Raw genomic sequence first — 25,925 nt, 5'->3', positions numbered from 1 at the left:
CAACGATGTCTTGGTCGCGCTCGCGGATGAACGGCTGGCCCACGCTTACGGACAGATCGCGCGCGCGGATGAACAGCTCGCGCGTGTCAATGAACAGCTTTCGAAGCTGGAGCACGATGCCCCGCGCCATCCTTGGGCTGTCCCGGGCCGCCGGACATCGCGCGTCAGGCCGGCGCTACGTGGCCTCATCGGCTTGCTGTTGGCAGCGTGTATCTTTGTCGCTGCTTTCGTTTCGCAGTCGTCCTACGGCGACGCGGCCAGGCTGACGATCGGGCGGTGGGTGCCGCAGCTCATTCCAACTTCATCGCTCCCGCTGGAAAAATCGGGGCCGCCCGCGCAGCTGAGCTCATCTGCCGTTCAGGTGGCCGGGGCGGAGTCAGTACCTACGCAACCAACGCCTTCGGCCCAGGCCGCGCCGCAAGACGGCGCGCCGGCAGCCACCACAGTGTCTCCCGAACTGGCGCAGTTGCTCCAGACGATGGCAAACGATCTCGCACGCGTGGAGCAAGGAGTCGAGCAGCTCAAGGTGAACCAGGCGCAAATGGCCAGCGACAATGCAAAGGCCGTCGAGCAGCTCAAGGCGAGCCAGGAACAAATGACACGTCTTATCGCCAGGGCTTCCGAGCAGAACCTGCGGCCCAACACACCAGCGCCTCCGCCACGGCCGATTGCTCCCCCATTGCGTAAGCCTGCGCCGACGCTTCAGTCGCCGCAAGCAAGAGCGCATCCGCAGGCCCCAACGCAGTCGCAGCCCAAACAACAGTAGTTGTCATCGGCGCCGTGTGGTCGCGTCCCGGCTGCGTTTTCCCGCTATCTACCGTTACCGCGAGTTCGCGGAGGCCCTAACCGGACGTGACGCGGACATCGACGCAAATGACCCTGAACGGACTTTTGAGTGTCACCGTTTCCCTCGGGCAGAGGCACCAAGGCGCTTCGTCCTCGTTACCCGAGGTGGTGTGCCTTCGCACCGCGCGAAGGGGAAGTAACCCGTGACCCATCCAAGACCGACGAGTTCAAGTCTTTGGCGGCGGGACGCAGGGTCGCGAAGGATTTTTGAGCTGCATCTCCAGTGCTGCGCTTAGACCGACTGTGTCTAACGGTCGAGTTCTCAGACGCTGTTCGAAGCCGCCTTCAAACCATTTACTGACACACACCAATTGCTTCTGTGCGCGATCGAACAAATCGCGGCGCTGCGAAATTTCTATGGTTTCACAACCACGACGAAAGAGGTCATTCGCCAGAGTGTGGCACACCCACGCCGTCCTTTGACGACAATAACCGGTTCCGTTGGTTGCACATGCAGAAATGCTTCCGTCGTCGTCACCGACGGGACGCAGGCGATCATCCGCTTCCAGGTAGTTGTAAAGGTGGTCGTCGCTGTCGCGGATGCGTCCCCGAATACGCAAGATTTCCGCTTTGTAGTAGGGGACACTGCCGTTGAGTTCGTCAACGTGTTCTAACAAAGATTCCAGGTCATCACAGTGATCCGCGTCCACCGGGGGGGCCTTCACACAGTCTCCGAGGCGGTGAGTTACGAACAGGACAAACCCATGCTTTACGTCCGCCAGCGTGGCATATGCCTGAATATCTTTTTCGAGCTCGCTTCTCAGCTTTTGAGCCCGCAATTGCTCCGATGTGTCAGTGGCTGTGCAGAGCCCCACGACTGCCGTTCCTATGCCGGCAATGATCCATTTATCGAGGATATGTCCCGAACCGATACTTGAAAGGGCGATTGCAACGCTGCCAAGGATCGTCCCAACTGTGACTCCGTAGGGTACGAGAAATCCCGCTGGCCACAGTATCAGAAATACTGCAAACGAAAGATACACGACCAAAGAAGCTGGTCGCTCCTTGAGGTACTCGAAGATATAGAATAGCCACCGAAGAAACGCTGACACGATCCCAATCCCACCGCTTCTATTCCTGAAAAACAGATGTCCGTGGAACACGATGCCGATCTGCTCCGCAACCTATGGTGGATAAGCTAGCTCTGGACGAGGCAACGCGCAATCAGCAAACCATCAAAGACACCCAATCCCCCTAAAGACGTGTCACTTTGTGCTTCGAGGCGCCAGCAGCGTATTTTTCAAGGCGTAAAGTCCGTTCCTGGCACCTTTCTGGGAATTCGCGCCAAAGTGGACGTTCACCGACCACTCTGAATTTACTGGTTCACCCTCTACGCCAGACTGGATCAACGACTTTCCACAAACCGGTGAGTCGGGTGTCCAGCCCTCTTTCACAAGATTTTTTGCTTTCGTCTCAAGTAAAATCACCTCTATGTCCCGCGCATCTCGTACCCGCCAGAGGGGCGTATCGCGATCGTCACGGACGTAGGGCGCGGGATGCGGTGGACGCGGCAGCATCAGGCGCGCAACGGCAACGCAGGGCGGGTCGTCATTGACCTCGTGAGCGATGAACCGGCGGGCTGACGACGGTGTTAACGCGGACGGCGAAGTCGTGTGGTCCTGACGCCCCGACGCTGGCGTCAAGTTGGTGATGATGCCTGCGCATCACGCAAGTGATGTCGCTTCGCATCACACCGATGACGGTGGCAAGAAAGCCCGGTCACCGGGGAGAGCGCGAAATAAGCCGTTAAAACCATCGCGCAGGGAATGCCGGATGAAACCGGTGAACCTGTGGTGATTACACTCGTGTGCTTTTTTCATTGCACGCGAGGCTGCGGGTGCATCGGACGCCCGGCATTCCCTGCGCCCTCTGCTACCGGAGGGCCATGCTTCCTGCACAACTCGGGCGCTTCGCGCCGCGGGAGTGCGGACGCGTATCCTCAGCTCTTTGAAAATAGTTTCGTTACTCCGGCGCTGCCCCGACCGGCGGGCCGCCGGGCGGCCGGTGCAGGAATGTGATCGATGCATACGCGCCGAGCCACGAACCGATCGCCGCAAAGGCCACATAGACCCAGTTTTCCGTGTAGCTGATCACGGCATAGGAAGAGAGCAGGTACCATACGCTGCTCCACGTCGCTGCGGGAACGCGCTTGCGCGCGACCACGGCTGAAGTGAACATGACGTAGACCGCGTCGGTCGCGGCCGTCGCCAGCAAGACGCCTCCGGCGGTCAGTGGATCGATCGCAGCCATTGCAAGTCCTTTCATGGTCGGGCAGAGCTTAGGTTATCGTGTTTGCGAACAAAGTGTTGCCGCTTCGCGTAAAGAAAATACGTCAGAACAAAAGGCTCTAGGCAAGGAGTGAGGATGACGCGAAATACCAGGGAAATTCTCACGGATATCTGGACCTCCGCGGGAGGCGATTCCTCCGCGCTCGATGACGTCACGCTGACGGGGCAAGAGCCGCAACTGCCCTCGACGTTTCGCGTCGGTGCCGGGGCGCAAGCCAGCATTGCCGCGACGGGGTTGGCTGCCGCGCAAATCTGGAAATCGCGCAGCGGGCAATCGCAGAATGTCGCCGTCGACATGAGTCACGCTCTCGTCGAATGCCGCAGCGAGCGCTATCTGCGCGTCGATGGTCAACCTCCGGGCCCGACGTGGGATGCCATCGCCGGTATCTACAGGACCCGCGACCGGCGCTTTGTGCGGCTGCACACCAATTTCAGGCACCACCGCGACGCTGTCTGCAAGGTATTGAACTGCAAGCCGGAGCGCGACGAGGTTCAGGCCGCGCTGATGCAATGGGACGCCGAGGCATTCGAGACCGCGGCCTATGCCGGCGGCTGCGTGGTCGCGATGATGCGCTCGCATGACGAATGGTCGGCTTTGCCGCACGCCAAGGCGCTGGCGGAATTGCCTTCGTTTTCGATCGAAAAAATCGGCGAGGCCGCGCCAAAGCCCTGGCCCGCGGGCGATCGTCCGCTCGCAGGCATTCGTGTGCTGGATTTGTCGCGCGTGATCGCCGGTCCCGTTGCGGGCCGCACGCTCGCCGCCCATGGCGCGGATGTCATGCTGATCTCCGGTCCGGATCTGCCGGCGATTCCCTGGCTCACGATCGATACCGGCCGCGGCAAGCTGACAAGCTTTGTCGAGCTCAAGAGCGAGCAGGGGCGGGGCGTGCTTCGCGATCTGCTGGCGCAGGCCGATATTTTCTCGCAAGGCTATCGTCCGCGTTCGATCGCCGCGCTTGGTTTTTCGCCGGAGGACGCGGCGCGTATCAGCCCCGGCATCGTCTACGTGTCGCTGTCGGCTTACGGCCATGCCGGGCCGTGGGCGGAACGCCGCGGGTTCGATTCACTGGTGCAGACCGCGACCGGTTTCAATCACGCCGAAGGCCAGGCCGCTGGCCTCGATGGGCCGAAGGAATTGCCGGCACAGTTGCTCGATCACGCCTCCGGCTACCTGATGGCGTTCGGTGCGATGATGGCGCGGGCGCGCCAGTCGCGCGAAGGCGGTAGCTGGCATGTTCGGGTGTCGCTGGCGCAGACCGGACGATGGTTATGGAATCTGGGCCGTGTGGTTGATGGCCTCAAAACCCCTGACTTGAAGGACGACACGGTGCAGCGCTTTATCGAAGAAATCCCGTCGGGCTTCGGTCCGTTGCGCTCGGTCCGTCACTCGGCGGTGCTATCGAAAACGCCGGCCTTCTGGGCCCGTCCGGCGATGCCGCTCGGTAGCCACCCCCCGCAATGGCCGGCGCGAGGATGACCATCACCATCGCACCGGCTGTTGCTATCGTCCGACGATCCGCGTTCGTCTCGCTGCATGCGAGGCGCGATGACGAGGGACGCGCCCGAAATCCGCAGCGCAGTCATAACTATATACGTTCTGTCCCTCCGGACCGCGCTGTGACTGCAGCTTCCAGCCCTTTCCTGGTCCCAATATATTGATCTCCTGCGCGACCACCGGTGCCGATGTCAGTGACAGCAGCAGCGTCGCGGCGGTTGCTAAAATCGTGGTCTTGCGCATGGCCATCGGTCCAATGGTTGACGAGGAGCCGTTCATCCTCAGCAGCGTCTCATTTCAAGCCGGCTGATTAGTGGCCGGAATGTCGGTGGCAAGATGGCGCTTCCGTCGTAGCCAAGGTCTTGTGGGGGAAGCTCTTGTGGGCGAAGGTCTTTGGGGGCGTTCTCAGAGACAGTGGAAGGCCGCCGAGGTCGCGCTGCCTTTCGAAATTTTAACGCAAAACGCTGAGGCATCGGCGTTTTTAGTTTGTTTGAAACATCAAATGGGCACTATTAGCGTAGCGATGAGGCCGTCGCTGCCAGAATCATCGCTGATATGACCCGGATCCATGCCGCCAGAATTTGACAAGCAATTACAGCCGCTTAACCGAAAACCGCTGGTCGTTGGCGCGGCCTTGCTGGTGCTCGTCGGCGGCGCTCTTTACGGCTTTATGCATATCGGCGGGGCAGCGAAGCAGAATTCCGAGATGTCGAGCCAATCCCGCAAGGGGGCGTCACGCTATACGCCGACTCCGGCCGAGTGGGCGACCCTGACGATCGAGCCCGTGACGGAGCGTATCTTCCGGGCGGAGCACGCCACCGAAGGCAAGATCGCCGTCGATGAGGATCGCTCGACGCCGGTGTTCTCGCCTTACACCGGCCGGGTCATCAGGCTCTTGGCCAAGGCGGGCGACCATGTCACCCAAAGGCAGCCTTTGTTCGTGATCGAAGCCGCCGATACCGTGCAGGCGCAGAACGATTTCATCACGGCCATGACCGGCCTGAACAAGGCAAAATCGGCGCTCGATCTTGCGCAACTGCAGGACACGCGGGCCAAGGATTTGTTCGAGGGCAAGGCGGTTCCGCTGAAGGATTATCAGCAGTCGCAGGCCACGCTGATCCAGGCGCAGAACGATCTGCGTTCGTCGCAAACGGCACTTGAGGCCGCGCGCAATAAATTGAAAATTCTGGGACTCAGTGACGCCGCCATTGCAGCCTTTCAGGAGAAGGGCAGCATCGATCCGAACACCACCGTGTTCTCGCCGATCGCGGGCACGGTGGTGCAGCGGAAGATCGGACCCGGCCAATACATCAACTCCGGCGCCAGCGATCCGGTCTATGTGATCGGCGATCTCTCCACGGTCTGGCTGATCGCCTTTGTCCGCGAAACCGATGCCTCGATCGTCTCCGTGGGGCAGGAGCTCTCCTTCAGCGTCCTGGCGCTGCCGGCGCATCCCTTCGTGGCGCACGTCGATTATGTGTCCGCCGCCATCGATCCCTCGACCCGCCGGTTGCTGGTTCGTGCGACGGTGGACAACAAGGACGGTCTATTGAAGCCGGAAATGTTTGCGAATGTGACGATCTATTCGGGCGGCGATCGTTCCGCCGTCGGCGTGCCCAAGCAGGCGCTGATCTACGAGGGCGATCAGGTCCGGGTCTGGGTCGCGCACGAGGACAAGTCGATCGAGCTCCGCCAGATCAAGACCGGCCTTACTAATGGTGATCTCGTGGAGGTCGAAGGTAATTTGAAGCCCGGTGAGCAGATTGTTACAAAGGGCAGCCTGTTCATTGACCGCGCAGCGTCGGGTACCTAGAGCATGATCCGCCTCGCATTCGGAACGCCAGTCCTCCCCGCAGCGCATTGAAAGCCCCGGTCTGAATGGATCGTCTCGTCGCCATTGCAGTCAACCGCCGCTATTTGATGGTGGGCCTGTTCGTCGCCGTGATCGTCGGTGGCCTGATCGCGTTCAAGCAGCTCAACATCGAAGCCTATCCCGATCCGACGCCGCCGATGGTCGACGTCGTGACGCAAAGCCCGGGTTTGTCGGCGGAAGAGATCGAGCGCTATATCACCATCCCGCTCGAGACCCAGGTCTCGGGCATCAAGAACCTGCAAACGATCCGCACCATTTCGCTGTACGGCCTGTCGGACGTCAAACTACAATTTTCGTTTGATTACACCTATGACGAAGCATTGCAGCAGGTGTTGAACCGCCTGTCGCAACTGGCGCCGCTGCCCGGCAACGTGCAGCCCCAGATTTCACCGCTGAGCGCCATCGGTGAAATCTACCGCTACCGGCTGAAGGGGCCGCCGAATTACAGCGTGCTCGACCTGAAGACGCTGCAGGATTGGGTGCTGGAGCGCCGCTTTCGCGCGGTGCCGGGCGTTATCGACGTGACCGGCTGGGGCGGCAAGACCAAGACCTACGAGATACAGGTCGATTTCAACAAGCTGGTCGCCAACGGCCTGACGCTGCCGCAATTGTTGCAGGCCGTCAGCAACTCCAACATCAATGTCGGCGGCAATACCGTCAATATCGGCACGCAATCCGCGGTCGTGCGCGGCGTCGGTCTGATCCGCTCGATCGACGATCTCGCCAACACCATGGTGTCGCAGAGCGGGGGCAATCCCGTTCTGGTCAAGGACGTCGCAACGGTGACCGTTGGCGAACGGCCGCGGCTCGGCATTGCAGGCCTCGATAACGACGATGACATCGTCCAAGGCATCGTGCTGATGCGGCGCGGCGAGCAAAGCTCACCGACCATTCGTCGCGTCGAGGACGTGGTCGCCACGATCAACAATTCCAGCATCCTGCCGCCGGGTGTGCGGATCGAGCGCATCTACGACCGCAAGGACCTGATCGACATCACGACCGCGACCGTGCTGCACAACATGGTGGTCGGCATTCTGCTGATCGTGCTCCTGCAGTGGATTTTCCTCGGCGATCTGCGCAGCGCGCTGATCGTAGGCGCCACGATTCCGTTCGCGCTGTTCTTCGCCGTCATCATCCTGGTGCTGCGCGGCGAATCCGCCAATCTATTATCGGTCGGCGCCATCGACTTCGGACTGATCGTGGACGCCACCGTGATCATGGTGGAAGCGATCTTCCGCAGGCTGACGCAGACCACGGCCCTTTCGGAGGCCGAGCAAAGCCATATCTCGACCGACACCGCGATGGGCATGAAGAGCCACGCCATCCTCTCGGCCGCCGCTGACGTGTCACGGTCGATCTTCTTTGCCGCAGCGATCATCATCGCAGCGTTCCTGCCGCTGTTCACGCTGAGCGGCGTCGAAGGCAATATTTTCGGCCCGATGGCCCGCACCTATGCCTATGCACTCGCGGGCGGTCTGCTTGCGACGTTTACGGTCACGCCGGCGCTGAGTGCGATCGTCTTGCCGTCGCATGTGCATGAAACCGAGACCTGGATCATGGCGGTCCTGCATCGGCTTTACGTGCCGGTGTTGAACTGGGCCGTTGGCAATCGGAAGCTGGTCGTGGCCGGCGCGATCGGGCTCGTCGTCATGACCGTTGTATTCGGCCGATTGCTGGGGCTGGAGTTTCTGCCCAAGCTCGAGGAGGGCAATCTCTGGATCCGCGCAACGCTGCCGCCGACCATCTCGCTGGAGACGGGCAACGCCTATGTCAACGAGATGCGCAAGCTGATCCGCAGTTTCCCCGAGGTTGAATCCGTCGTGTCGCAGCACGGCCGTCCCGACGACGGCACCGACGCGGCCGGATTTTTCAACGCGGAATTCTTTGCGCCGCTGAAGCCGGCCAGTGAGTGGCCGGGGACCCACGACAAGGATGAACTCACCGGCCAGATGCTGGCGAAATTGCAGGACAAGTTTCCCGGCGTCGAGTTCAATTTCTCGCAGTACCTGCAGGACAACGTCTCCGAAGCGGTGTCGGGCGTGAAGGGTGAGAACTCGATCAAGCTCTACGGCAATGATCTGCAGACGCTCACCGACACCGCCAACAAGATCAAGGCGGTTCTTGCCACCGTGCAGGGCATTACCGATCTCGCGGTGTTCACGTCGCTTGGTCAACCCACCATCCAGATCGACATTGATCGCGCCAAGGCCGCCCGATATGGGCTGGCTCCCGGCGATATCAACGCCACCATCAAGGTCGCGATCGGTGGCGACACCGCGGGCGATCTCTACGAGCCCGGCAGCGACCGGCATTTTCCGATCATCGTCCGGCTGTCTCCGGAATATCGCAAGAGTGCCGAAGCGATCCAGAACTTGCGGATCGGTGCACCCGGGCCGAACGGGACCATTACGCAGGTGCCGCTGAGCGAAGTAGCCTCGATCAAGCTGGTTTCAGGCGCGGCCTATATTTATCGCGAGCAGCAGGAGCGCTATCTGCCGATCAAGTTCTCGGTGCGCGAGCGTGACCTCGGCGGCGCGATCAGGGAAGCGCAGGAAAAAGTCGCCGAGCAGGTCAAGCTGCCGCCGGGATCGCGGATCGAATGGGTCGGCGAATTCGGCAATTTGCAGGATGCTATCAAGCGGCTGTCGATCGTGGTGCCGATCAGCCTTGCGCTGATCGCGATATTGCTGTGGTTCAATTTCGGCTCGATGGTCGACACGCTGCTCGCCATGAGCGTGATTCCGATGGCGATCTTCGGCGGCGTGCTTGGACTATTGCTGACCGGTATTCCCTTCAGCGTTTCCGCCGCGATCGGGTTTATCGCGCTGTTTGGTATCGCCGTGATGGACGGCATCATCATCCTGTCGCAGTACAATCAACTGATCGACGAAGGTTTCGACCGCATCAGCGCCGTGATCCGCACCGGCGAACTGCAGCTTCGCCCGGTGCTGATGACCTGCGTGGTTGCAGGCGTCGGACTGTTGCCCGCGGCGCTGTCGGCCGGCATCGGATCGCAGGTGCAAAAACCGCTCGCGGTCGTGGTGGTGACCGGCATGATGCTGGCGCCGCTGGTCATCCTGGTGACGCTGCCGGTGCTGATCTCGTTGTTCTCGCGCCGGGCGCGATAGCGCGGCGAGGTCGCTCAGAACCCGTAAAGTCCTGCCGGATTGTCGACCAGGATCTTCTTGCGGATCGCGGCATCGGGCGCCCATACCGGAAGCTGATTGAACAGCCGGCCGTCATCGATCTGGAACAGCGGCGTGAGATCGGTCGGCTTCTTGCCGGGTGGCGTGGTCGAATTGGGGTGCGGCCAATCGCTTCCCCAGACGATCCGATCGGAATTCGCGGCGATCAGCGCACGGGCCAGCGGCACCACGTCGGGATAATCGGGCGCCAGTTTTGAAGCCCGATAGGCCCCGGAGATTTTCACATAGGCCTTGCCCGAGCGCACCAGTTCGAGCAGGTCCGCAAAGCCCGGCTGCTCCGGGCCAAGCTCGCCAAGCGCGCCGCCGAAATGATCGAACACAACCGGCACCGGCGAAGCCGCAACGAGATCCTTGATCGCGCTGATCATCGCCAGACTCGTGAACATCTGGACGTGCCAGTTACGGCTCTTGACGCGGTCGACCGCGGTCTGAAAACGCTGCCGACCGACGTTCGGGTCGCTGGTGCCGCCGGTTGCGAGGTTGAGCCGGATGCCGCGAAAGCCCGCCTGGTTCATCGCATCGAGGTCGCTTTCGGGCGTCTTGTCGTCGATCACCGCAACCCCGCGCGCGGTCGCGCCCCGCGCCTTCATGCCGAACAGCGTGGCGGAATTGTCGGGGCCATAGACGCTCGGCGTGACGATGACCACGCGCTCGATATGCAGTGCCTTATGCAGCGCCGACATTTCCTCCGGTGATGCCAGTTCCGGCGTATAGACGCGGCCCGGAAAGAACGGAAACTTCGTGGGGTCGCCGTGGATGTGGGTGTGGCAGTCGGTGGCCCCGGCGGGAACGTCGAAATTCACCGGGGTTGACGGCTGCGACGCCGTGGCGCGTGCGTTTCGGTTCGACATCATCACGCTGGCCGCGACGGAGGCGAGAACAACACTGCGTCTGGTGAACATCGGCTCACTCCCTGGTTTTCTATTATTGTTTTCACCGCGTGCGTCCTAGGTGAGTATAACGCCGCGGACTTCCGCGACCAGTTCGGCTAACGGTCGCGATCCATCGAGACGGAGAATACGACAGGGCAGGGCGGCAAGCCATGCCTGATGTTTTGCCAGGCTGCGGCCCTCGCGATCGCCGTCGTCATAGTGCGATGCCCATTCAATGAATTCTTCGGTCTCGGTGTGCCGCCATCCGCCTGGTGCCACTGACTCAGCGCCGAAGTGCGTGGCTTCGCGGGCGCGCAAGCGCTGCAGGCGTACCGGCCACGGTGTCGCAATGAAAACCACGAGGTCGAAATAGGGGACGATTGGATCGCCCCAGCCTTCGAGCGATCCGCTCAGCACCCAATCCGCGCGCGCCAAAAACATCTCGTGCATCAGCCGCAGGCGATCGGCGATTTCGCGCTTGTCGCGATAGGGCGGTGTTGTGGGCTGCCAGAAATAGTCATCCGTATCGTGATGCGGGGTCGCCAAGATATCGGCCGACGCGCGGCCAAGACTCGTGACGCCAGATCCCGAGGCTCCCATGATGTGAATGCGGCAGAACTTCATCGCATCCCGCCCTCCGCAGGCTACTGACCGGACGGTGTGCGCGTGCGAAGTCCTTCCCACGCATCGCGCACCTGATGGTAGTGCACTTCGGGCAGATAATCCGGGGTATTCAACCCGAGCGTCTTGACGTCGAGCCGGCCGATCGCGCTGAGCAGGGTATAGGATGCGATCACCCGATCGCGCTGGGCGCCGATCAGCCGCGCTTTTGCCGAGATCAGGTCCGCTTCCGAGTTCAAGACATCGACGGTGGTGCGCTGTCCGCCCTGTGCTTCCTTCTGCACGCCCTGCAGCGCCACTGTTGCCGCGCGCACTTCGGATTCCGATGCCGTCACCGCGATCTTGGCGCCTTCATTGGCGACCCAGGCGCCAACGGCGGCGGTCCGCGCCTGGCTGCGGACCTGATCGAGCACCAGCCGGCTTTGGGCCGCCACTTCCTTGGCCTGCCGGGTCTGCGACGCTCCGGTGCCACCATCGTAAATCGGCGCGTTGATCTGGCCGACCACCGATGCCTGATCGGTCCTGAAGGTGCTCAGCGTCGAATCGTCGTCGGCGCTGTGGCTGACGTTACCTTGCAGGGTAACGGTCGGCATCAGGCTGCTCTCGGCGACGCGAATGCTGGTCGAGGCGACGTCGACATCGAAGCCGGCGGCGACAACCGCGGGATTCTCCTTGGTCGCAAACGTGGTAGCCTCATCGCGACTGTGCGGCAGATACCGGTCTACGGTTTCGGCCGGCCGCAACTGAGCGGGAGGATTACCGATAACCTGGGTGTAGGTCGCCTGGCTGACCGCAAGATTGACTTCGGCGGCGTTGAGATCGGCAAGTCCCCGGCTCAGGCGGGCCTCCGCCTGCGCGGTATCGGTCGGCGTCACATCGCCGGCCTTGAGACGTCTTTGGGTGATTTCCAATGTCTCGCGCAGGAATGCGACGTTGGTGCGTTGCGCCTCGACCAGCGATTGATTGGCGAGCACATTGCTATAAGCGGTGACGGCGTCGAGCAGCACGCCCTGACCGACATTGCGCAGGGCCTCGCGGCCGGATTGCACCTGCAATTCCGCCACGCGAACGCTGTTTGCGGTCTTGAAGCCGTTGAACAATGTCTGGGTTACCGTCACCCCGATGACCCAGGGCTTCAGGGTCGCGGATTGAATCGTGTTATCCGGCAGCAGGTTGCGCACCGCCTGCAGGCCGACGCTCAGGCTGGCAATGATCTGGGGCCGATAGCCCGCCATCGCCTGCGGCACGTTCTCGTCAGTGGCGCGCTGCCGCGCCCGTTCGGCACTGAGCTGCGGATTGGTCTGATAGGCTTTCACCAAAGCCTCAGCGAGGCTTTCGGCCTGGGCTGTGGACGCGGGGAGGCCGAGGCAGGTTGCAAGGCAGGTGACGACGCCAAGGCAGATGCCCGATCGAAGCATGCGCCTTCCCACGTGGCCTACTGTAGCGGCACGCCCAACCATCTGATTCCGTAACCAACCCCGGCCGTCCGCCCCCGCCGACAGCCACCGACAGGTTTACCCGTTTAGAGGGCGTGACCGCCACTGGCAAACCGCCGGCGACAAAAAAGCCTGTGAATTCCGTCTTGTGCTGTTGCCGGTTCGTCACAGACGAATATCTGGCGAAAATAAGCTATAGCTGCCGGCGATTGGCGTCCGATTCCGGGCGTTGCCTGTCCCATTTCGCCCGGGCTTGCATTTAATGCCGAAAATATTTTCCGACCCCGACCTCATCGCGGAGGATATCGTCCGTGACGTCGGCAACAATCTGGTGGTCGGGCTGCCGCTCGGGCTCGGCAAGGCAAATCACATCGTCAATGCGCTCTACGCGCGCGCCGTCGCCGACCGCAGAATCAACCTGACCTTCTTTTCCGCACTGACGCTGGAAAAGCCGAAGCCGGCAAACCTGCTGGAGCGACGTTTCATTACCCCGGTGATTGATCGCCTGTTCGGCGGCTATCCTGATCTTGCCTATGCCGATGCGCTGCATGCGGGCGAGCTGCCACCCAATGTCCAGGTGATCGAGTTTTTCTTTCTGGCGGGAAAATGGCTGCATGTGCCGTTTGCGCAGCAACATTACATTTCCGCGAACTATACCCACGCCTCGTCCTATCTGCTGGCGCGAGGGCTCAATGTCGTCACGCAACTGGTGGCGAAGCGCGTGGTTGACGGCGTCACGCACTACAGTCTGAGCTGTAACACCGACACTACGCTCGACGTTTTGCGCGCCCGCTCGGAAGGGCGCGCCTCGTTCAGACTGATCGGCCAGGTCAATTCCGAACTGCCGTTCATGCCGGGTGCGGGTGATGTGCCGGCGGAGCAATTCAGTGCGGTGCTCGAGGGGCCGGCGAACGAATTTCCCCTGTTTGCGCCGCCCTCCGAGCCGATCACCGACACCAAATACGCCATCGGTCTTCACACCGCTGGCCTCGTGCGTGACGGCGGCACGCTTCAGATCGGCATCGGGCAGGTCGGCGACGCGCTGGCGCAGGGATTGATCGTCCGTCATCACGACAACGCCCAGTTTCACACGATCATGAAACGGCTCGCGCCCGCCGCGGACCAGCCGTCGGATCCGCAAACCGGCTCCTTTGAAAAGGGCCTCTACGGCGTCAGCGAAATGTTGTTCGAGGCGTTTCTCGGCCTGATCGACGCCGGCGTGCTCAAGCGCGAGGTCGACGGCGTGGTGCTGCACGGCGCATTTTTTCTCGGGCCAAAGTCATTCTACCGCGCGCTGCGCGAGATGACGCCTGACCAGATCGCGCGAATCCAGATGATGCCGGTATCCTTCACCAACGAGCTCTATGGCGACGAAGACACCAAGCGGCGCGCCCGCGTCGACGCCCGTTTCGTCAACAATGCGATGATGGCCACCTTGATGGGCGCTGCGATTTCCGACGGCCTCGAGGACGGCCAGGTCGTCAGTGGCGTCGGTGGCCAGTATAATTTCGTGGCGCAGGCCTTCGCGTTGCCGGGTGCGCGCTCGATTCTCACGGTGGAAGCAACGCGGCAGGCCGGCGCCAAAACCCAATCGAACATCCGCTGGACCTATGGTCACGAGACCATTCCCCGGCATCTGCGCGACGTCGTCGTCACCGAATACGGTGTTGCCGATATCAGGGGAAAATCCGACGCCGAGGTGATCGCGGCGATGCTGCAGGTGACCGATTCCCGCTTTCAAGACGGTCTGATGCGCCAGGCCAAGGATGCCGGCAAGCTGCCGAAGAATTTTGAAATCCCGGTCGCCTATCGCGACAATCGCCCCGAGAAAATCGCAGCTGCGCTAAAGCCCGCGCGTGAGGCCGGTTTGCTGCCATCGTTTCCATTCGGCAGCGATTTCACCGACGTCGAGCAGCGGTTGATTCCGGCTTTGCAGGTTCTCCAGGATGCGCAACGCACGCCAAAAAGTCTGCCCGGATTGTTGTGGCAGGGATTGACCCGCACGGTGGATGCTTCCGATCAGGAGTGCCTGGCGAGGCTCGGGCTCGATCGACCCGCGACGTGGTCCGAGCGCGCCTATCGCGCGCTGGTCAGCGCCGCGCTGGCGAGGAGCAAGGCGAGCTAACGAAAGACCGCTTGATCTACCTGTTCTTGTTCACCGGTTTGCGCTTCTCGATGAACGCCGCCATGCCTTCGGAGCGATCCTCGAGCGCAAAGGTGGAATGAAACAAATTGCGTTCGACGTTCATGCCCTCCGACAGCGGTGTCTCAAAGGCGCGGTTGATGGCTTCTTTTGCCATCGCGGCTGCGGGATGCGACATCGCGGCGATTTTTTCCGCCGCGGCCAGCGCTTCTTCCATCAGCTTGTCCGCAGGCACAACGCGGCTCACAAGCCCCGATCGCTCCGCCTCGGCGGCGTCCATCATCCGGCCGGTCAGGCACAGGTCCATCGCCTTGGATTTGCCGATCGCGCGCGTCAGTCGCTGGGTTCCGCCGATGCCGGGAATGGTGCCGAGCGTGATTTCAGGCTGGCCGAATTTCGCCGTGTCGGCGGCGATAATGATGTCGCACATCATCGCCAGTTCGCAGCCGCCGCCCAGCGCATAGCCGCTGACGGCGGCGATGGTCGGTTTCCGGCAGTTGGCGACGCGATCGCCGCCGATCGCGGTGAAATCGCTGGAGAACATATCGATGAAGGTCTTCGGCTGCATTTCCTTGATGTCGGCGCCCGCGGCGAAAGCTTTTTCGCTGCCGGTCAGCACGATGCAGCCGATTTTGTCGTCCGCCTCGAGATCGTCGATCGCGGCGGCGATCTCCCTGAATACGCCAAAGGACAGCGCATTGAGCATTTTCGGGCGATTGAGCTTGATAAGGCCGACCGCGCCTTGGCTCTCGACAATGATGTGTTCAAAAGTGCTCATGATCCACCCCGCGCAGCCTTACCTTGCGGGCACTGTGCCCGCTGGCGGGATGGGCTTCAAGTGGGGGGATTTGAGCAGATCGTCACCCGGAGGCACGCACCCGATCGGGCGCGCGTCCTCGGATGATGCTTATATGTCAGGCTATGAACATGCGCGCGGCGGAGGCCACGGTCAGCAGCGCACCAAAGCCGATGAAGATCTTCCCGATCAGCGAGGTCTGATCCCAGGCGGAACTTTCATTGCTCGCTGCCGCGACAGGGGCGGTTGCAGGCGTTACAGGCGCGTCAGCGGCGGCCATCGCTACCGGCGTCGCGGGCGGCGCGGCTTCGTGCAGGGCGCGGTCGACATCATTGAGCTGGTCGGCGGCAACGACTGGCGTTCCTGCCGCGGCCTGTATATCGGCCGTTGCATCCGGCGCAGCCTGCACGATGTTGTTGGCGCGTTCGGTCATCGCCTTGGCGCTGCCGGCCACCGGGGTGTCGGCCGCCAATTGCGCGTTGGCGTTGGCGACGGATGCCGGCATTTGCGAAGACTGGACCGCGGTCGAATTGTCGCTGTCATCGGAATCGGCAGATTTTTTGCTGTCGGAGGATTTCAGCGACGCCTTGTCGGAACTTTGATGCGCGTATTTTTTCCCGTGATGCGAGCTGTGTTTGGCAACAGGCGCCGCTGTATTGTCCGCATCGTCGGCGCTCGCGGCTTGCGACGGCCCGGCGAAGCAAATCCAGAACCCTGTTGCGAGGATCAATGCCGAGCGCCCGCTGGCTTTGATGGTCATGTGGCTATCTCCCCGATTGCCAGCCCTTGGCGGCGAAAAGAGACCCCATGGCATGTCCGCAGCGGGGCAAAAAAAGGGAATCTTCGCGCGAGTCCGGGCGAAAACAGGGCGACCCCTTTGCCCGGCGGGCATTTTGAGCGGAGCCGTTCACGGAATCTCTCCGCAAAACCTCGTGCGGTGCCGCCAAGGGTGCCAGCCGGACCGTTCGATGTTATGAGCCTTCGGCGACAGAACTTCCTGGCCGCGATTCCCTGAGTGAAGCCGACGATCCCCGCGGGCTTCCGATGACGATCATCACGACTTCGTGATTGGCGTCTGCGGGCGTAACAAATTGAAAGATCGACCGAATTGCAGTGTGGGAGCGCACGTGCGCGAACGTGAAGACGAATGGACCGGCCTGATGCGGCTGGCCATTTCAGGCGACAGTGCTGCGTATCATCGTCTGCTCAAGGCCGTGACGCCGGTGTTGAGGGCTGCGGCGCGCCGCGGTCTGGCCCGGGCTGGGCAGCCGGTCGACCAATCCGAGGATATCGTGCAGGACATTTTGCTCGCGGTGCACCTGAAGCGGCATACCTGGGATGCCGGCGCGCCGTTCGCGCCATGGCTGTTTGCGATTGCCCGCAACAAGCTGATCGATGCACTGCGCCGCCGTGGCCGGCGGATTTTCGTCAACATCGACGATTTCGCCGAGACGATCCCAAGCGAGCCCGCAGCCGAGACCGTTCCGGCAAATGAGGTCGCTGTTCAGCTTCAATCTCTTCCGGCCCGTCAGCGCGAGGTTCTGCAGTCGATCGCCGTCGACAGCGCATCGATCAAGGATACGGCGGCAAAATTCGCGATGAGCGAGGGCGCGGTGCGTGTCGCGCTGCATCGCGGGCTGACCAGCCTTACCGCCAAATTGCGGGAACAATAACCATGGAAACCGACCAGCTCATTCGAACCCTCGCCGCCGACAACGCGCAACGCGCGCAGCCTGTTGGATCTGTGCTGGCGTTGACGTTGCTCGCCGCGGCGCCGGTATCGATCGCGATATTTCTCGCAATACTCGGGGTGCGGCCGGACGTCAGGACCGCAATGCATAATCCGTTCTTCGACCTGAAGTTTGTGGTGACGCTGGCGCTGGCGATCTCGGCGATCACCGTCAGTCTGCATTTGTCGCGGCCGGAAGCCTCGCTGCGCGGCTGGGCGTTACTGCTGTTGATTCCGGCCGGAATTCTTGTCGCCGGGATCGGGGGCGAGATGATGTTGCCGCAACGGTTGCCGATGATGACGCGATTGGTCGGCCACAATTCGCGGGTTTGCATGACGGCGATTCCGCTGATCTCGTTGCCGTTGCTGGCGGGAGCGCTGGTCGGCCTGCGTCACGGTGCGCCGACACGGCCGGCACTCGCGGGCGCGATCGCCGGAATGTTGTCGGCGGGATTGGCGGCGACGCTCTACGCGTCGCACTGCACCGACGATTCGCCGCTGTTCGTCGCGACCTGGTACAGCATCGCGACCGCGCTGGTCGCGGCCGTCGGTGCGTTCGCGGGCTCGCGCGTGCTGCGGTTTTAACGCCGTGGATTCACCTTTCCCTGCGGGAGTGGAAGGCCTATGCCGCCGGCGCCGTTTGCTGCATGCGGTGGAAACGCAGCACCTGCTGCGCCGTTGAAGGCCGCAGCCGTTCGTAGGTCGCCTTGCAAGCCTCGAGATCGGTCGGATCCATGCCCGACAGATCGTCGCGCATGTTGATGATCGCCCTGACGGTCGCCCACGACATTCCCGAGACTTTTGCCAGGATCATCACGCCCTCGGCGCGGGTTTCGACCATCATGTTTTCCGCGACCAACACCGAAACATTGGCGAGCGCTGCGATTGCGGCGTTAGCCTCGTCGAATTTGCCGGCCGCGGCAAACGCCTCCACTTGGTGCTCGTCGAGCCGGCCTTCCTCGTAGAGGGATTTGACGAGCGCGTGCGCGATGGCGGTTTCCTGGCTCATGGCTGCAGAGGCTGAGCGCGCCCGTCGCGTTGCCTCGCGCACCGCAGTCGGCACCTCGCCGGCCTGTTGCGGGTTTGCCGACTCAAGACGCGCGCGCACCGTGTCCGAGGCCTTTGCGAGCAGCTTGAGATAAAGGTGCCTCGGAATGGCCGGTCGCAGGCCGAGGCAGGTCGCGAGGTTGTCGTCTCCCTCGGCACGGTTGACCAGCCGGGTAAAGCCGCGCTCGGAGAATTCCGCGCCCGGATTGTTGACGGTGCTCTGGATTACCTCGTCGTTGCCGCGCAGCACCAGCACGTCGGTCACCGCGTCACTCAACACCCTTCGTTTCGAAATCGCCATCAGATGCGCCTGGCTTTTGGTGCGCGCGGTCTCGATCAACGTTTCGTCGTCGAGCCGCTCCGATTGCGTCAGCACGGGAGCCGCGACCTCGATGAGGTCGTCGAACGCCAGGGTGCGAATGATCCGCGGCGGCGCGGTGTCGATCGGAGCGAGGCGGTTGGCGAGCAGTGCCTTGGCTGAAGTCTCGATGTGCAGGATCAGGCATTGGAAGACGTCGTCGAACAGTCCGATCTGTTCATCCGAATAATCGACCGCGCCGTTGATAAAAAGGTCGGTCACACGACGCAGGGTCTCGACCCGGCGCGCAACGGTCCCGTGTGCGAGCGTGGCCTGCAGCTCGTCGAGCAGGTTTTCGGGACTGGAGGCGATTTTCAAATTCATGACTCTATCCTGGAGTATTCATATTGGCCGGCAACGGTTTCTTCGTTCCGAAATAGAAATAGTTGAATCAGGCGCTGGCGATGCGGTCGCGTCCCCGTGCCTTGGCTATGTAGAGCGCGCTGTCGGCGCGCGCGAGAAATGTATCCGACGTCTCGTCCGGTTTGAGCGTTGTGACGCCCGCGGAAATCGTCACCTGCATGCCGGGCGAGAATGCGCTCCAGTCGAGATCGGCAATGATCTCGCGCAGCCTTTCGAGATTGTGCACGGCGCCTTCGGTGTGCGTATCGGGAAGCACCAGCAGGAATTCCTCGCCACCATAACGGCCGAACCTGTCGATGCTGCGGATGTTCGCGAACATGGTGATCGCGAACGTTCGCAGAACTTCATCGCCGGTGGGATGGCCGTAGGCATCGTTGATGCGCTTGAACCAGTCGAGATCGATCAACGCGATCGAGCAGGGCGTCTTGAGGCGGCGGGCGCGGGAAATCTCTTCATCCAGCATCCGCATGATGCAACGGCGGTTGTACGAACCTGTGAGTTCGTCGAGTTCGGCAAGCTCTTCGATGCGCCGGTAGGCTTCCTTGAGCTTGAGGCCGCTCTTGTAAAGCGATTGGCGCATCGAGTTCGAGAACATCCCGAGAAACATGCAGCGCCCGACGGTAAGGACGAATACCGACATCGTCGCAACGCGCTCCAGATAGCTGCCGTGCGGCATCGAGATCGGCTTGTCGGTGAGCAGGAACAGCCCGGCGACGCCGAACGCCATCGTGGTCCAGACCACGGCCATCTGCCGCGGCGTCGAGCACAGCGAGGAGAAGTTGAAGACGACGAACAGGCTGCAGAGAAACATCACCCCGACCTGCGGCGCGATGTAGGTGAAGGCCAGCAGGATTGTCATGCCGACGATGGCCTGCGGCGTGACGAAATAATGATCCTTGAAGCGCTCGGTGAATCCGGCTTCCGACAGCACGATATTGCATGCGACGGTGAAGAGACCGCACGCGGCATAGGCCGGGCCGATCGCCGCCGGGATTGTGCCGGCCTGGCTGTAGATCAGCAGGACAATGGCATCGATGACATAGCTGACGCCGACCATTCCCAGAATTTGCCGGCGCTGCCTGGCGCGGCGCGACAGTGCCTCTGCCGTCGGCTTTGTGGGGCCGACGCCGTCCAGTTCGGCCGAAATTGGATTCAGGAACGCGGACGCAGCGGTGCCCATGACCTTGCCGTTGATGGAACTCAAGTTCCAAAATCTAAAAGGTAAAGCCTTTAGGTTTGGTATCTTTGGGCCCCAAATTCCCGGCTAAGAGTCCGTAATTACCCTTGTTTCATAATGGAAATTTGCCGGATCAGGGTCGCGCGGAGGGGGAGGTTCGCCTGGCGCGGGCCGGTCCAGGCGGTCGCGCCGTGCAAATGCTGTGTTGCGGACCAAGCCTTGGTAAGGAACCCTTGGTAAGGTCGGCCATGAATTGCCGAGACGTAAAGAAAGTAATACTGTATTATGATACCGGATTTTGCATTGCGATCGGACTCGAGGCTTCGGCGGGCGCTTTTTTCCTGCCTCTTGTGCGGTACCTCACAGGTGAAGTCGCGCTGTTGCGATAATTTCAAGAATCTTGCCTTTTCCATCGAACCACCCGGCAGCCCACTCCGACCAACCTTGCGAGACGGCCATTGAGTGCGACACAGGCGGCTTCGGATGACGTCCTGATCGCTCGGATCGCTCAAGGCGACCGGCTCGCCATGCAGGTGCTGTACGGAAGGCACCATGTCAGGGTGTTCCGCTTTGGGATTCGTCTCGTGCGGGACGAACAGATCGCGGAGGACCTCATCAGCGAGGTCTTTCTTGATGTGTGGCGCCAGGCCGGCAAGTTCGAAGGCCGATCCGCCGTTTCCACCTGGTTGCTGGCGATTACGCGATTCAAGGCCCTTTCCGCGCTACGCCGCAGGAAGGACCTTGAGCTGGAAGACGAAGCCGCCAACGCGATCGAGGATACGTCCGACGATCCCGAAGTGACGGTGCAGAAGAAGGATACCAGTCAAGCGTTGCGCAAGTGCCTGAGCTCACTTTCGCCGGATCACCGGGAGATCGTCGATCTTGTCTACTACCACGAGAAATCAGTGGAAGAGGTGGCTGAAATCGTCGGCATTCCGGAAAACACCGTGAAGACGCGCCTGTTTTATGCACGCAAAAAACTTGCCGAACTGCTGAAGGCAGCCGGCGTGGAACGAGGCTGGCCATGATGGCAATGAAAAAAATGCTGCAGCAAGAGCCCCATGAGCCCGGTGAAACAGAAATGCTGTTGCCATGGCATGCAGCCGGCACGCTGAACGCGCGCGACGCCAAGCGCGTGGAAGAAGCGCTCGCGCGCGATCCCGGACTCGCGAAGCAATATGCCGCGATCCAGGAAGAATATGCCGAGACCATCGGTCTCAATGAAAGCCTCGGCGCACCGTCCGCGCGCGCCATGCAGAAGCTTTTTGTCGCCATCGACGGCGAGCCGCCACGCAAACCGTCGATGTCGCTCAATCTCTCGGCCAGGATCGCCGGGTTTTTCGCCCGGCTCTCGCCACGTACGCTGGCCTGGTCGGCCGGTCTCGGTGCGCTGGCGCTATTGCTGCAGGCGGGTGTGATCGGCGCGGTGCTGGTGAAGAACCAGCAGCAGGCGTCTTTCCAGACCGCGTCGCTGAGCCAGAACGAACCCATCATCCGGTCAGTGGGGCCGGAGACGCCGCCGCGCGCGCTGGTGCGGTTCGCGCCGGATGCCCGGGTCGCCGATATCACGGCACTGCTCGACAGCTATCATGCGTCGATCATCGACACGCCGGGCGGCCTGTTTCGGTTGCAATTCGGCAATCGGGCGATGTCGAAGCAGGAAGTTGCCGGTCTGATGAGCAGACTGCAAGGCGAAAAGATCGTCGGTCTCGCGGTGGCTACACCGTAGCCACGACGGTTTCGCGCCAGAACATTTCACTGACGCATACCGAGGTCTCATGACGCACAATTGTGCCAATTGGCGGATGAAGGCGCGTGCCGTCGCGGCGCTGACGGCTTCTGCAGTAGTGCTGTTAGCGTGTCTCGGCGGTTCGATGGTTCACGCGCAAAGCATCATGCGCTCGCCGAACCTCAATATCGGACCACGGCTTCCGAGGATCAATTCGAACATTGCGCCGCGGGTCAACCCCAACATCGCCGGCAGAGTGGTGACAAATGTCGGCAGGGGCACGCCCGGCGCCGGTGCAAGGATCTCCTCAATGAGATCGGTGCCGCGGATCGGCGTGCGATCGACGCTTCCGTATCTGCACTATTCGCCCAACCTTTATCCGGTTTGCGACGACGTCGGCGGCGATGCGGCGTGCTGGGATCAGCCGGTTTCGCTGGCCGATGGCGGCGCAGGTGCGACGGCGAGAGGGAGGGGAGGCGATCCTCGCCGCGGTGCGCCGCAAGCGGCGCTCAATTTGCGTACCATCCCCAATCAAATCGTGGCCGAGATCGACGGGACGCTATCCGATGCGCAGGCCGATGAGCTGGCACGGCGTCACGGTCTGGCGCGCCTGCAATCGCAGAATTTCCCGTTGATCGGCGGCACCATCGGCCTGTTCCGCGTCACCGATCGCCGCTCGGTTGAGACCGCGAGCCGCGAACTCGCCACCGACGCGAGCGTTCGCTCGGTACAGCCGAATTTCCGTTATGTCCTGCAGGACCAAAAGGCAGCACTGACCGAGGGCGATCCCGCGCAATACGCGCTGGCGAAACTCCGGTTGCCCGAGGCGCATACGCTCGTGCACGGCGCCAATGTCAGGGTCGCCGTGATCGATTCCGGAATCGACGTCAAACATCCTGAACTGACAAACGCGATCGCGGACTCCTTCGATGCCCTCGGCAGCAAGGAAGGCCCGCACCCCCACGGCACCGGCATTGCGGGGGCGATCGTTGCGCATGCGCGGTTGATGGGAAGCGCGCCGGCCGCGAAGATTTTGGCGATCCGTGCTTTCGGCGTGGCCGCGAATGGTGCGGAGAGTACTTCCTTCATCATCCTGAAGGGCCTCGACTATGCGGCTGGACATGGCGCGCAGATCATCAATATGAGTTTTGCCGGTCCGAAGGACGCGCTGATCGAGCGTGGCATCGCAGCAGTGGCGGCAAAGGGCATTGTGATGGTTGCCGCCGCCGGCAACGCAGGACCGAAATCTCCGCCGCTTTACCCGGCCGCCAATGCAGACGTGATTGCCGTCAGCGCCACCGATGCCCAGGACAAGCTTTTTTCGGCGTCGAACCGCGGCGGCTATATCGCGGTTGCGGCTCCCGGCGTCGATATCTTCCTGCCGGCGCCCGATGACAAATATCAGATGACGTCAGGCACCTCGTTCTCCGCCGCTTATATCAGCGGCCTCGCAGCCTTGGTGCTGGAACGGAACCCGGCCTTGAAGCCGGAAGAAGTGCGCGGGATCCTGACGAAAACCGCACACGATCTGGGCACACCAGGGCGGGATGACCTGTTCGGCGCCGGCGAGGCTGATGCCTATGCGGCAGTCATCGCTGTGGCGAATACGCAGGCGCCGTCGGTTGCGGCGGCTTCCGATAAACCCGCCACCGAAAAAGTCACCACGGAAAAAACCTTGGACCCACAAAGTGTTCCCGCGACCAGGGCGCTGAATCAGCCAGCGATAGCGGCGGACAAGCCGGCGGTCGGCGAAGCCGGTCGTCCTGCGGCGCAATAATTGGCCGGCGAAGCTCCCTGCCAGGGAGAAAAAAATCCGCTGAACCTTTGAACGTGCCGGCAGCCTCCCGCGACACAAATTATGTGGGAGCGGTAATCCCTCCCCATAGGCTGTATCCGGCGCGAGCGCCCATCCACCCCAGCGCCCATATAGCTTGACCCGTCCGGTTGTCCCCCCGGACGGGTCTTTCATTTTGGTGGCCGTTTACCGCAAAATCAGACTACGATTTTCGGTAGGGCCGGACGCGGGACCGCCATGCGGCCGGGGCGGCTTGACCGTGAACGCGCGGGCAACCTCCGCATTTCCCCGACTTTTTGCCGATCGCCGACGCGGACCAATGTCACTCACTGGACAAAGGAAAAGTTTTCCACAGAATATACCTGTCACGTCCAATTGATTCGGTTCGGTTGCGTCTGCGTCCGTTCTCCTCTTACGGGCTAATGTATGACACACCGACCGGACGTGGCACGGGGCCGCGAGATTGTCGCGCGCTGGTGCAACCTGGCCGAGAAGCGGCTGGAACATCTCACGGAATTGTTCGAAACCGGCCGCTGGCGCCGTTATCACAGCGAACGCGCTTTTCTCGAAAACATTCAGGAAGCGAAGGCCGCCGTGGAAACGTGGCGCGATTTGCTCCGACGGGAGGCTTCGCGGGAAAATATCGAGATCGACATCTCCTGGCTTGGCCGCACCAGAGTGACGCCGCTGCCGCGCGCCGATGGACTGTCGCGCCGGATTCGCGCGCTCTCGCCGCAGCCCGCGCCCGTTTCAGCCGAGATATCACGATCGGTTCTTGCCGCGGTTTCTCAAGCCATCGGCGTTTCGCTGCATGCTTCTTCGAACGAAGCGCCTTCCGTGCCAGCGATTGATCTGGCGGCCTTCGAACCGGACCTGTCTCCGACCTCAGACGTTGCCCTGGACACCGCATCGCAGGTCTTGCTCGATATCGCCCGAATACAGGAACGCTATCCGTTGCTGCGCCATACGCTGTAACGAGGCTAGTGTCCTGAATCAGAAGTTCGGCGGACTCTAAATCGACTCGATGATAGCGGACTCTCCAGATTTTGGGGAGGATTGGCGATGGGTCGACGCTTTGCTCCGCTGGAGTTGGATGAGGTGGAACGCGCTGAGTTGACGTCGCTGGCCTCACGCCGAAGCACGGCGCAGGCCTTGGCGCTACGAGCCCGGATCGTCTTGGCCTGTGCCGACGGCGAGCAGAGTAAGGTTGTGGCGGCCCGCCTGGGTGTTGATCCCGACACGGTTGGCAAGTGGCGGCGGCGCTTCGCCGAGCATCGGCTTGAAGGTCTTTGGGACGAGCCGCGATCGGGGACGCCGCGCACCATCGAGGATACCCGGATCGAGGCGGTGATCGTCCGCACCCTTGAGACCAAGCCCGCCGACGCCACCCATTGGAGTTCGCGCGGCATGGCTCGGGCCTGTGGGCTGTCAGTCTCCACGGTACAGCGGATATGGCGCGCCTTCGGCCTGCAACCGCACCGGCTGGAGACTTTCAAACTCTCAACCGACCCTGATTTCGTCGCCAAGGTTCGCGATGTCGTCGGCCTCTACGTGGCGCCGCCCGAGCGCGCCATCGTGCTGTGCGTCGATGAGAAGTCGCAGATCCAGGCCCTGGATCGTAGCCAGCCCATGCTGCCCATGCGACCCGGCCAGCCGGCGCGCCATAGTCACGACTACAAGCGCCATGGCACCACATCCCTGTTTGCCGCCCTCGACATCGCAACCGGCCGGATCATCGGCAAGTGCTATGGACGCCATCGCGCCAAGGAGTTCCGCAAGTTTCTCGATGAGATCGAAGCCGCTGTTCCAGACGATCTGGACGTTCATCTCGTCATGGACAATTACGCAACCCACAAAACGCCGCTGATCCGCAACTGGTTGGCCAAGAGGCCGCGCTGGCACGTTCACCTGACGCCGACCAGTTCATCCTGGCTCAATCAGCTCGAACGCTTCTTCGCACTCATCACCGAGCGCAAGATCAGGCGCGGCATCTATCGCAGCGTGGCGGCGCTACGTGCCGAGATCACGTCATTCATCGAACATCACAATGCCGACCCGAGGCCGTTCCGATGGACCAAATCAGCCGACGACATTCTCAGCTCGATCGAACGCTTCTGCGCTTACAATTCGCCGGCTAAGGTCTAAAATGCC

At 61.8% G+C, this 25,925-nt stretch carries 22 protein-coding genes; 12 read left to right on the top strand and 10 right to left on the bottom strand.

Annotated elements, in window-relative coordinates; all coding sequences use genetic code 11:
- Window positions 1-10: 10 nt before the first annotated feature.
- Window positions 11-766 carry a hypothetical protein gene (locus BLV09_RS12420; RefSeq protein WP_244549060.1) on the top strand — a complete coding sequence of 252 codons (756 nt, stop codon included), beginning with the start codon at window positions 11-13 and terminating at the stop codon, window positions 764-766.
- A 247-nt stretch (window positions 767-1,013) separates the two neighbouring features.
- Here the strand turns inward: BLV09_RS12420 and BLV09_RS12415 are convergent, their stop codons facing one another.
- Window positions 1,014-1,898 carry a hypothetical protein gene (locus BLV09_RS12415; RefSeq protein ID WP_146687491.1) on the bottom strand — a complete coding sequence of 295 codons (885 nt, stop codon included), beginning with the start codon at window positions 1,896-1,898 and terminating at the stop codon, window positions 1,014-1,016.
- A gap of 910 nt (window positions 1,899-2,808) precedes the next feature.
- Window positions 2,809-3,096: a hypothetical protein gene (locus tag BLV09_RS12410; protein WP_100386736.1), complete on the bottom strand. Its 288-nt coding sequence runs from the start codon at window positions 3,094-3,096 to the stop codon at window positions 2,809-2,811.
- Window positions 3,097-3,210: 114 nt separating this feature from the next.
- Here BLV09_RS12410 and BLV09_RS12405 point away from each other — a divergent pair, with 114 nt between their 5' ends.
- Window positions 3,211-4,611, top strand: coding sequence for a CoA transferase (locus BLV09_RS12405; RefSeq protein WP_146687490.1), 1,401 nt, complete (start codon window positions 3,211-3,213; stop codon window positions 4,609-4,611).
- Between the two features lie 24 nt (window positions 4,612-4,635).
- On the opposite strand, the gene BLV09_RS12400 is transcribed toward BLV09_RS12405, so the two are convergent.
- Window positions 4,636-4,872: a hypothetical protein gene (locus BLV09_RS12400; RefSeq protein ID WP_146687489.1), complete on the bottom strand. Its 237-nt coding sequence runs from the start codon at window positions 4,870-4,872 to the stop codon at window positions 4,636-4,638.
- 325 nt (window positions 4,873-5,197) lie between these two features.
- Between BLV09_RS12400 and BLV09_RS12395 the strand changes: the two genes are divergently transcribed.
- Window positions 5,198-6,442: an efflux RND transporter periplasmic adaptor subunit gene (locus BLV09_RS12395; protein WP_146687488.1), complete on the top strand. Its 1,245-nt coding sequence runs from the start codon at window positions 5,198-5,200 to the stop codon at window positions 6,440-6,442.
- Between the two features lie 65 nt (window positions 6,443-6,507).
- Window positions 6,508-9,630, top strand: a complete 3,123-nt coding sequence (locus BLV09_RS12390) for an efflux RND transporter permease subunit (RefSeq protein WP_100380779.1) — start codon at window positions 6,508-6,510, stop codon at window positions 9,628-9,630.
- A 14-nt stretch (window positions 9,631-9,644) separates the two neighbouring features.
- Here BLV09_RS12390 and BLV09_RS12385 read toward each other — a convergent pair whose 3' ends face one another.
- The 3 genes from BLV09_RS12385 to BLV09_RS12375 are packed head-to-tail and all read right to left on the bottom strand — an operon-like array spanning window position 9,645 to window position 12,619.
- Window positions 9,645-10,610, bottom strand: a complete 966-nt coding sequence (locus BLV09_RS12385) for an amidohydrolase family protein (RefSeq protein ID WP_146687487.1) — start codon at window positions 10,608-10,610, stop codon at window positions 9,645-9,647.
- 45 nt (window positions 10,611-10,655) lie between these two features.
- The gene (locus BLV09_RS12380) at window positions 10,656-11,204 is read right to left on the bottom strand and encodes a hypothetical protein (RefSeq protein ID WP_146687486.1); all 549 of its coding nucleotides are present in this window, start codon (window positions 11,202-11,204) and stop codon (window positions 10,656-10,658) included.
- A gap of 20 nt (window positions 11,205-11,224) precedes the next feature.
- Window positions 11,225-12,619, bottom strand: coding sequence for a TolC family outer membrane protein (locus BLV09_RS12375; protein WP_433994392.1), 1,395 nt, complete (start codon window positions 12,617-12,619; stop codon window positions 11,225-11,227).
- A gap of 280 nt (window positions 12,620-12,899) precedes the next feature.
- On the opposite strand from BLV09_RS12375, the gene BLV09_RS12370 reads away from it, so the two are divergent.
- On the top strand, window positions 12,900-14,762 hold the full coding sequence (locus BLV09_RS12370) for an acetyl-CoA hydrolase/transferase C-terminal domain-containing protein (protein ID WP_100380781.1): 1,863 nt from the start codon (window positions 12,900-12,902) through the stop codon (window positions 14,760-14,762).
- 16 nt (window positions 14,763-14,778) lie between these two features.
- Here BLV09_RS12370 and BLV09_RS12365 read toward each other — a convergent pair whose 3' ends face one another.
- Together BLV09_RS12365 and BLV09_RS12360 are read right to left on the bottom strand one after the other, a co-directional pair.
- Window positions 14,779-15,558 (bottom strand): enoyl-CoA hydratase, encoded by a 780-nt coding sequence (locus tag BLV09_RS12365; RefSeq protein WP_146687484.1) that lies wholly within the window; start codon window positions 15,556-15,558, stop codon window positions 14,779-14,781.
- Window positions 15,559-15,694: 136 nt separating this feature from the next.
- Window positions 15,695-16,336, bottom strand: coding sequence for a hypothetical protein (locus BLV09_RS12360; protein WP_146687483.1), 642 nt, complete (start codon window positions 16,334-16,336; stop codon window positions 15,695-15,697).
- A 367-nt stretch (window positions 16,337-16,703) separates the two neighbouring features.
- Here BLV09_RS12360 and BLV09_RS12355 point away from each other — a divergent pair, with 367 nt between their 5' ends.
- Window positions 16,704-17,249, top strand: coding sequence for a sigma-70 family RNA polymerase sigma factor (locus tag BLV09_RS12355; protein WP_100380784.1), 546 nt, complete (start codon window positions 16,704-16,706; stop codon window positions 17,247-17,249).
- Window positions 17,250-17,251: 2 nt separating this feature from the next.
- A complete protein-coding gene (locus tag BLV09_RS12350) occupies window positions 17,252-17,890 on the top strand; it encodes an NrsF family protein (protein ID WP_100380785.1) in 639 nt (212 codons plus the stop codon).
- A gap of 37 nt (window positions 17,891-17,927) precedes the next feature.
- Here the strand turns inward: BLV09_RS12350 and BLV09_RS12345 are convergent, their stop codons facing one another.
- Window positions 17,928-19,034 (bottom strand): DUF2336 domain-containing protein, encoded by a 1,107-nt coding sequence (locus BLV09_RS12345; protein ID WP_100380786.1) that lies wholly within the window; start codon window positions 19,032-19,034, stop codon window positions 17,928-17,930.
- Window positions 19,035-19,101: 67 nt separating this feature from the next.
- On the bottom strand, window positions 19,102-20,253 hold the full coding sequence (locus BLV09_RS12340; protein ID WP_146691089.1) for a GGDEF domain-containing protein: 1,152 nt from the start codon (window positions 20,251-20,253) through the stop codon (window positions 19,102-19,104).
- 455 nt (window positions 20,254-20,708) lie between these two features.
- On the opposite strand from BLV09_RS12340, the gene BLV09_RS12335 reads away from it, so the two are divergent.
- The 5 genes from BLV09_RS12335 to BLV09_RS12315 all read left to right on the top strand — a co-directional run bounded on the left by BLV09_RS12335 (window position 20,709) and on the right by BLV09_RS12315 (window position 25,919).
- Entirely contained in the window at window positions 20,709-21,278 is a 570-nt protein-coding gene (locus BLV09_RS12335; protein WP_100380788.1) for a sigma-70 family RNA polymerase sigma factor, read from the top strand.
- Window positions 21,275-21,979 (top strand): hypothetical protein, encoded by a 705-nt coding sequence (locus tag BLV09_RS12330; RefSeq protein ID WP_100380789.1) that lies wholly within the window; start codon window positions 21,275-21,277, stop codon window positions 21,977-21,979. The genes BLV09_RS12335 and BLV09_RS12330 overlap by 4 nt, the downstream gene beginning before the upstream one ends.
- Before the next feature lie 49 nt (window positions 21,980-22,028).
- Window positions 22,029-23,756 carry a S8 family serine peptidase gene (locus tag BLV09_RS12325; protein ID WP_146687482.1) on the top strand — a complete coding sequence of 576 codons (1,728 nt, stop codon included), beginning with the start codon at window positions 22,029-22,031 and terminating at the stop codon, window positions 23,754-23,756.
- A gap of 444 nt (window positions 23,757-24,200) precedes the next feature.
- A complete protein-coding gene (locus tag BLV09_RS12320; protein WP_146687481.1) occupies window positions 24,201-24,749 on the top strand; it encodes a TIGR03809 family protein in 549 nt (182 codons plus the stop codon).
- Window positions 24,750-24,836: 87 nt separating this feature from the next.
- Window positions 24,837-25,919 (top strand): IS630 family transposase, encoded by a 1,083-nt coding sequence (locus BLV09_RS12315; protein ID WP_100381355.1) that lies wholly within the window; start codon window positions 24,837-24,839, stop codon window positions 25,917-25,919.
- Window positions 25,920-25,925: the final 6 nt, after the last annotated feature.

Source organism: Bradyrhizobium canariense, from assembly GCF_900105125.1.
GTDB lineage: Bacteria > Pseudomonadota > Alphaproteobacteria > Rhizobiales > Xanthobacteraceae > Bradyrhizobium > Bradyrhizobium canariense_A.
The sequence above is the reverse complement of the archived record's forward strand: the minus strand, read 5'-3'. Positions and strand labels throughout refer to the sequence as shown.

What these genes read in the sequence shown, in the direction of transcription:
- BLV09_RS12395 (WP_146687488.1), top strand. Translation starts at nt 5,198, where the DNA reads ATGCCGCCAGAATTTGACAAGCAATTACAGCCGCTTAACCGAAAACCG.
- BLV09_RS12375 (WP_433994392.1), bottom strand. Translation starts at nt 12,619, where the DNA reads ATGCTTCGATCGGGCATCTGCCTTGGCGTCGTCACCTGCCTTGCAACC.
- BLV09_RS12380 (WP_146687486.1), bottom strand. Translation starts at nt 11,204, where the DNA reads ATGAAGTTCTGCCGCATTCACATCATGGGAGCCTCGGGATCTGGCGTC.
- BLV09_RS12405 (WP_146687490.1), top strand. Translation starts at nt 3,211, where the DNA reads ATGACGCGAAATACCAGGGAAATTCTCACGGATATCTGGACCTCCGCG.
- BLV09_RS12330 (WP_100380789.1), top strand. Translation starts at nt 21,275, where the DNA reads ATGATGGCAATGAAAAAAATGCTGCAGCAAGAGCCCCATGAGCCCGGT.
- BLV09_RS12350 (WP_100380785.1), top strand. Translation starts at nt 17,252, where the DNA reads ATGGAAACCGACCAGCTCATTCGAACCCTCGCCGCCGACAACGCGCAA.
- BLV09_RS12325 (WP_146687482.1), top strand. Translation starts at nt 22,029, where the DNA reads ATGACGCACAATTGTGCCAATTGGCGGATGAAGGCGCGTGCCGTCGCG.
- BLV09_RS12370 (WP_100380781.1), top strand. Translation starts at nt 12,900, where the DNA reads ATGCCGAAAATATTTTCCGACCCCGACCTCATCGCGGAGGATATCGTC.
- BLV09_RS12315 (WP_100381355.1), top strand. Translation starts at nt 24,837, where the DNA reads ATGGGTCGACGCTTTGCTCCGCTGGAGTTGGATGAGGTGGAACGCGCT.
- BLV09_RS12345 (WP_100380786.1), bottom strand. Translation starts at nt 19,034, where the DNA reads ATGAATTTGAAAATCGCCTCCAGTCCCGAAAACCTGCTCGACGAGCTG.
- BLV09_RS12385 (WP_146687487.1), bottom strand. Translation starts at nt 10,610, where the DNA reads ATGTTCACCAGACGCAGTGTTGTTCTCGCCTCCGTCGCGGCCAGCGTG.
- BLV09_RS12410 (WP_100386736.1), bottom strand. Translation starts at nt 3,096, where the DNA reads ATGGCTGCGATCGATCCACTGACCGCCGGAGGCGTCTTGCTGGCGACG.
- BLV09_RS12400 (WP_146687489.1), bottom strand. Translation starts at nt 4,872, where the DNA reads ATGCGCAAGACCACGATTTTAGCAACCGCCGCGACGCTGCTGCTGTCA.
- BLV09_RS12365 (WP_146687484.1), bottom strand. Translation starts at nt 15,558, where the DNA reads ATGAGCACTTTTGAACACATCATTGTCGAGAGCCAAGGCGCGGTCGGC.
- BLV09_RS12390 (WP_100380779.1), top strand. Translation starts at nt 6,508, where the DNA reads ATGGATCGTCTCGTCGCCATTGCAGTCAACCGCCGCTATTTGATGGTG.
- BLV09_RS12360 (WP_146687483.1), bottom strand. Translation starts at nt 16,336, where the DNA reads ATGACCATCAAAGCCAGCGGGCGCTCGGCATTGATCCTCGCAACAGGG.
- BLV09_RS12320 (WP_146687481.1), top strand. Translation starts at nt 24,201, where the DNA reads ATGACACACCGACCGGACGTGGCACGGGGCCGCGAGATTGTCGCGCGC.
- BLV09_RS12340 (WP_146691089.1), bottom strand. Translation starts at nt 20,253, where the DNA reads ATGGGCACCGCTGCGTCCGCGTTCCTGAATCCAATTTCGGCCGAACTG.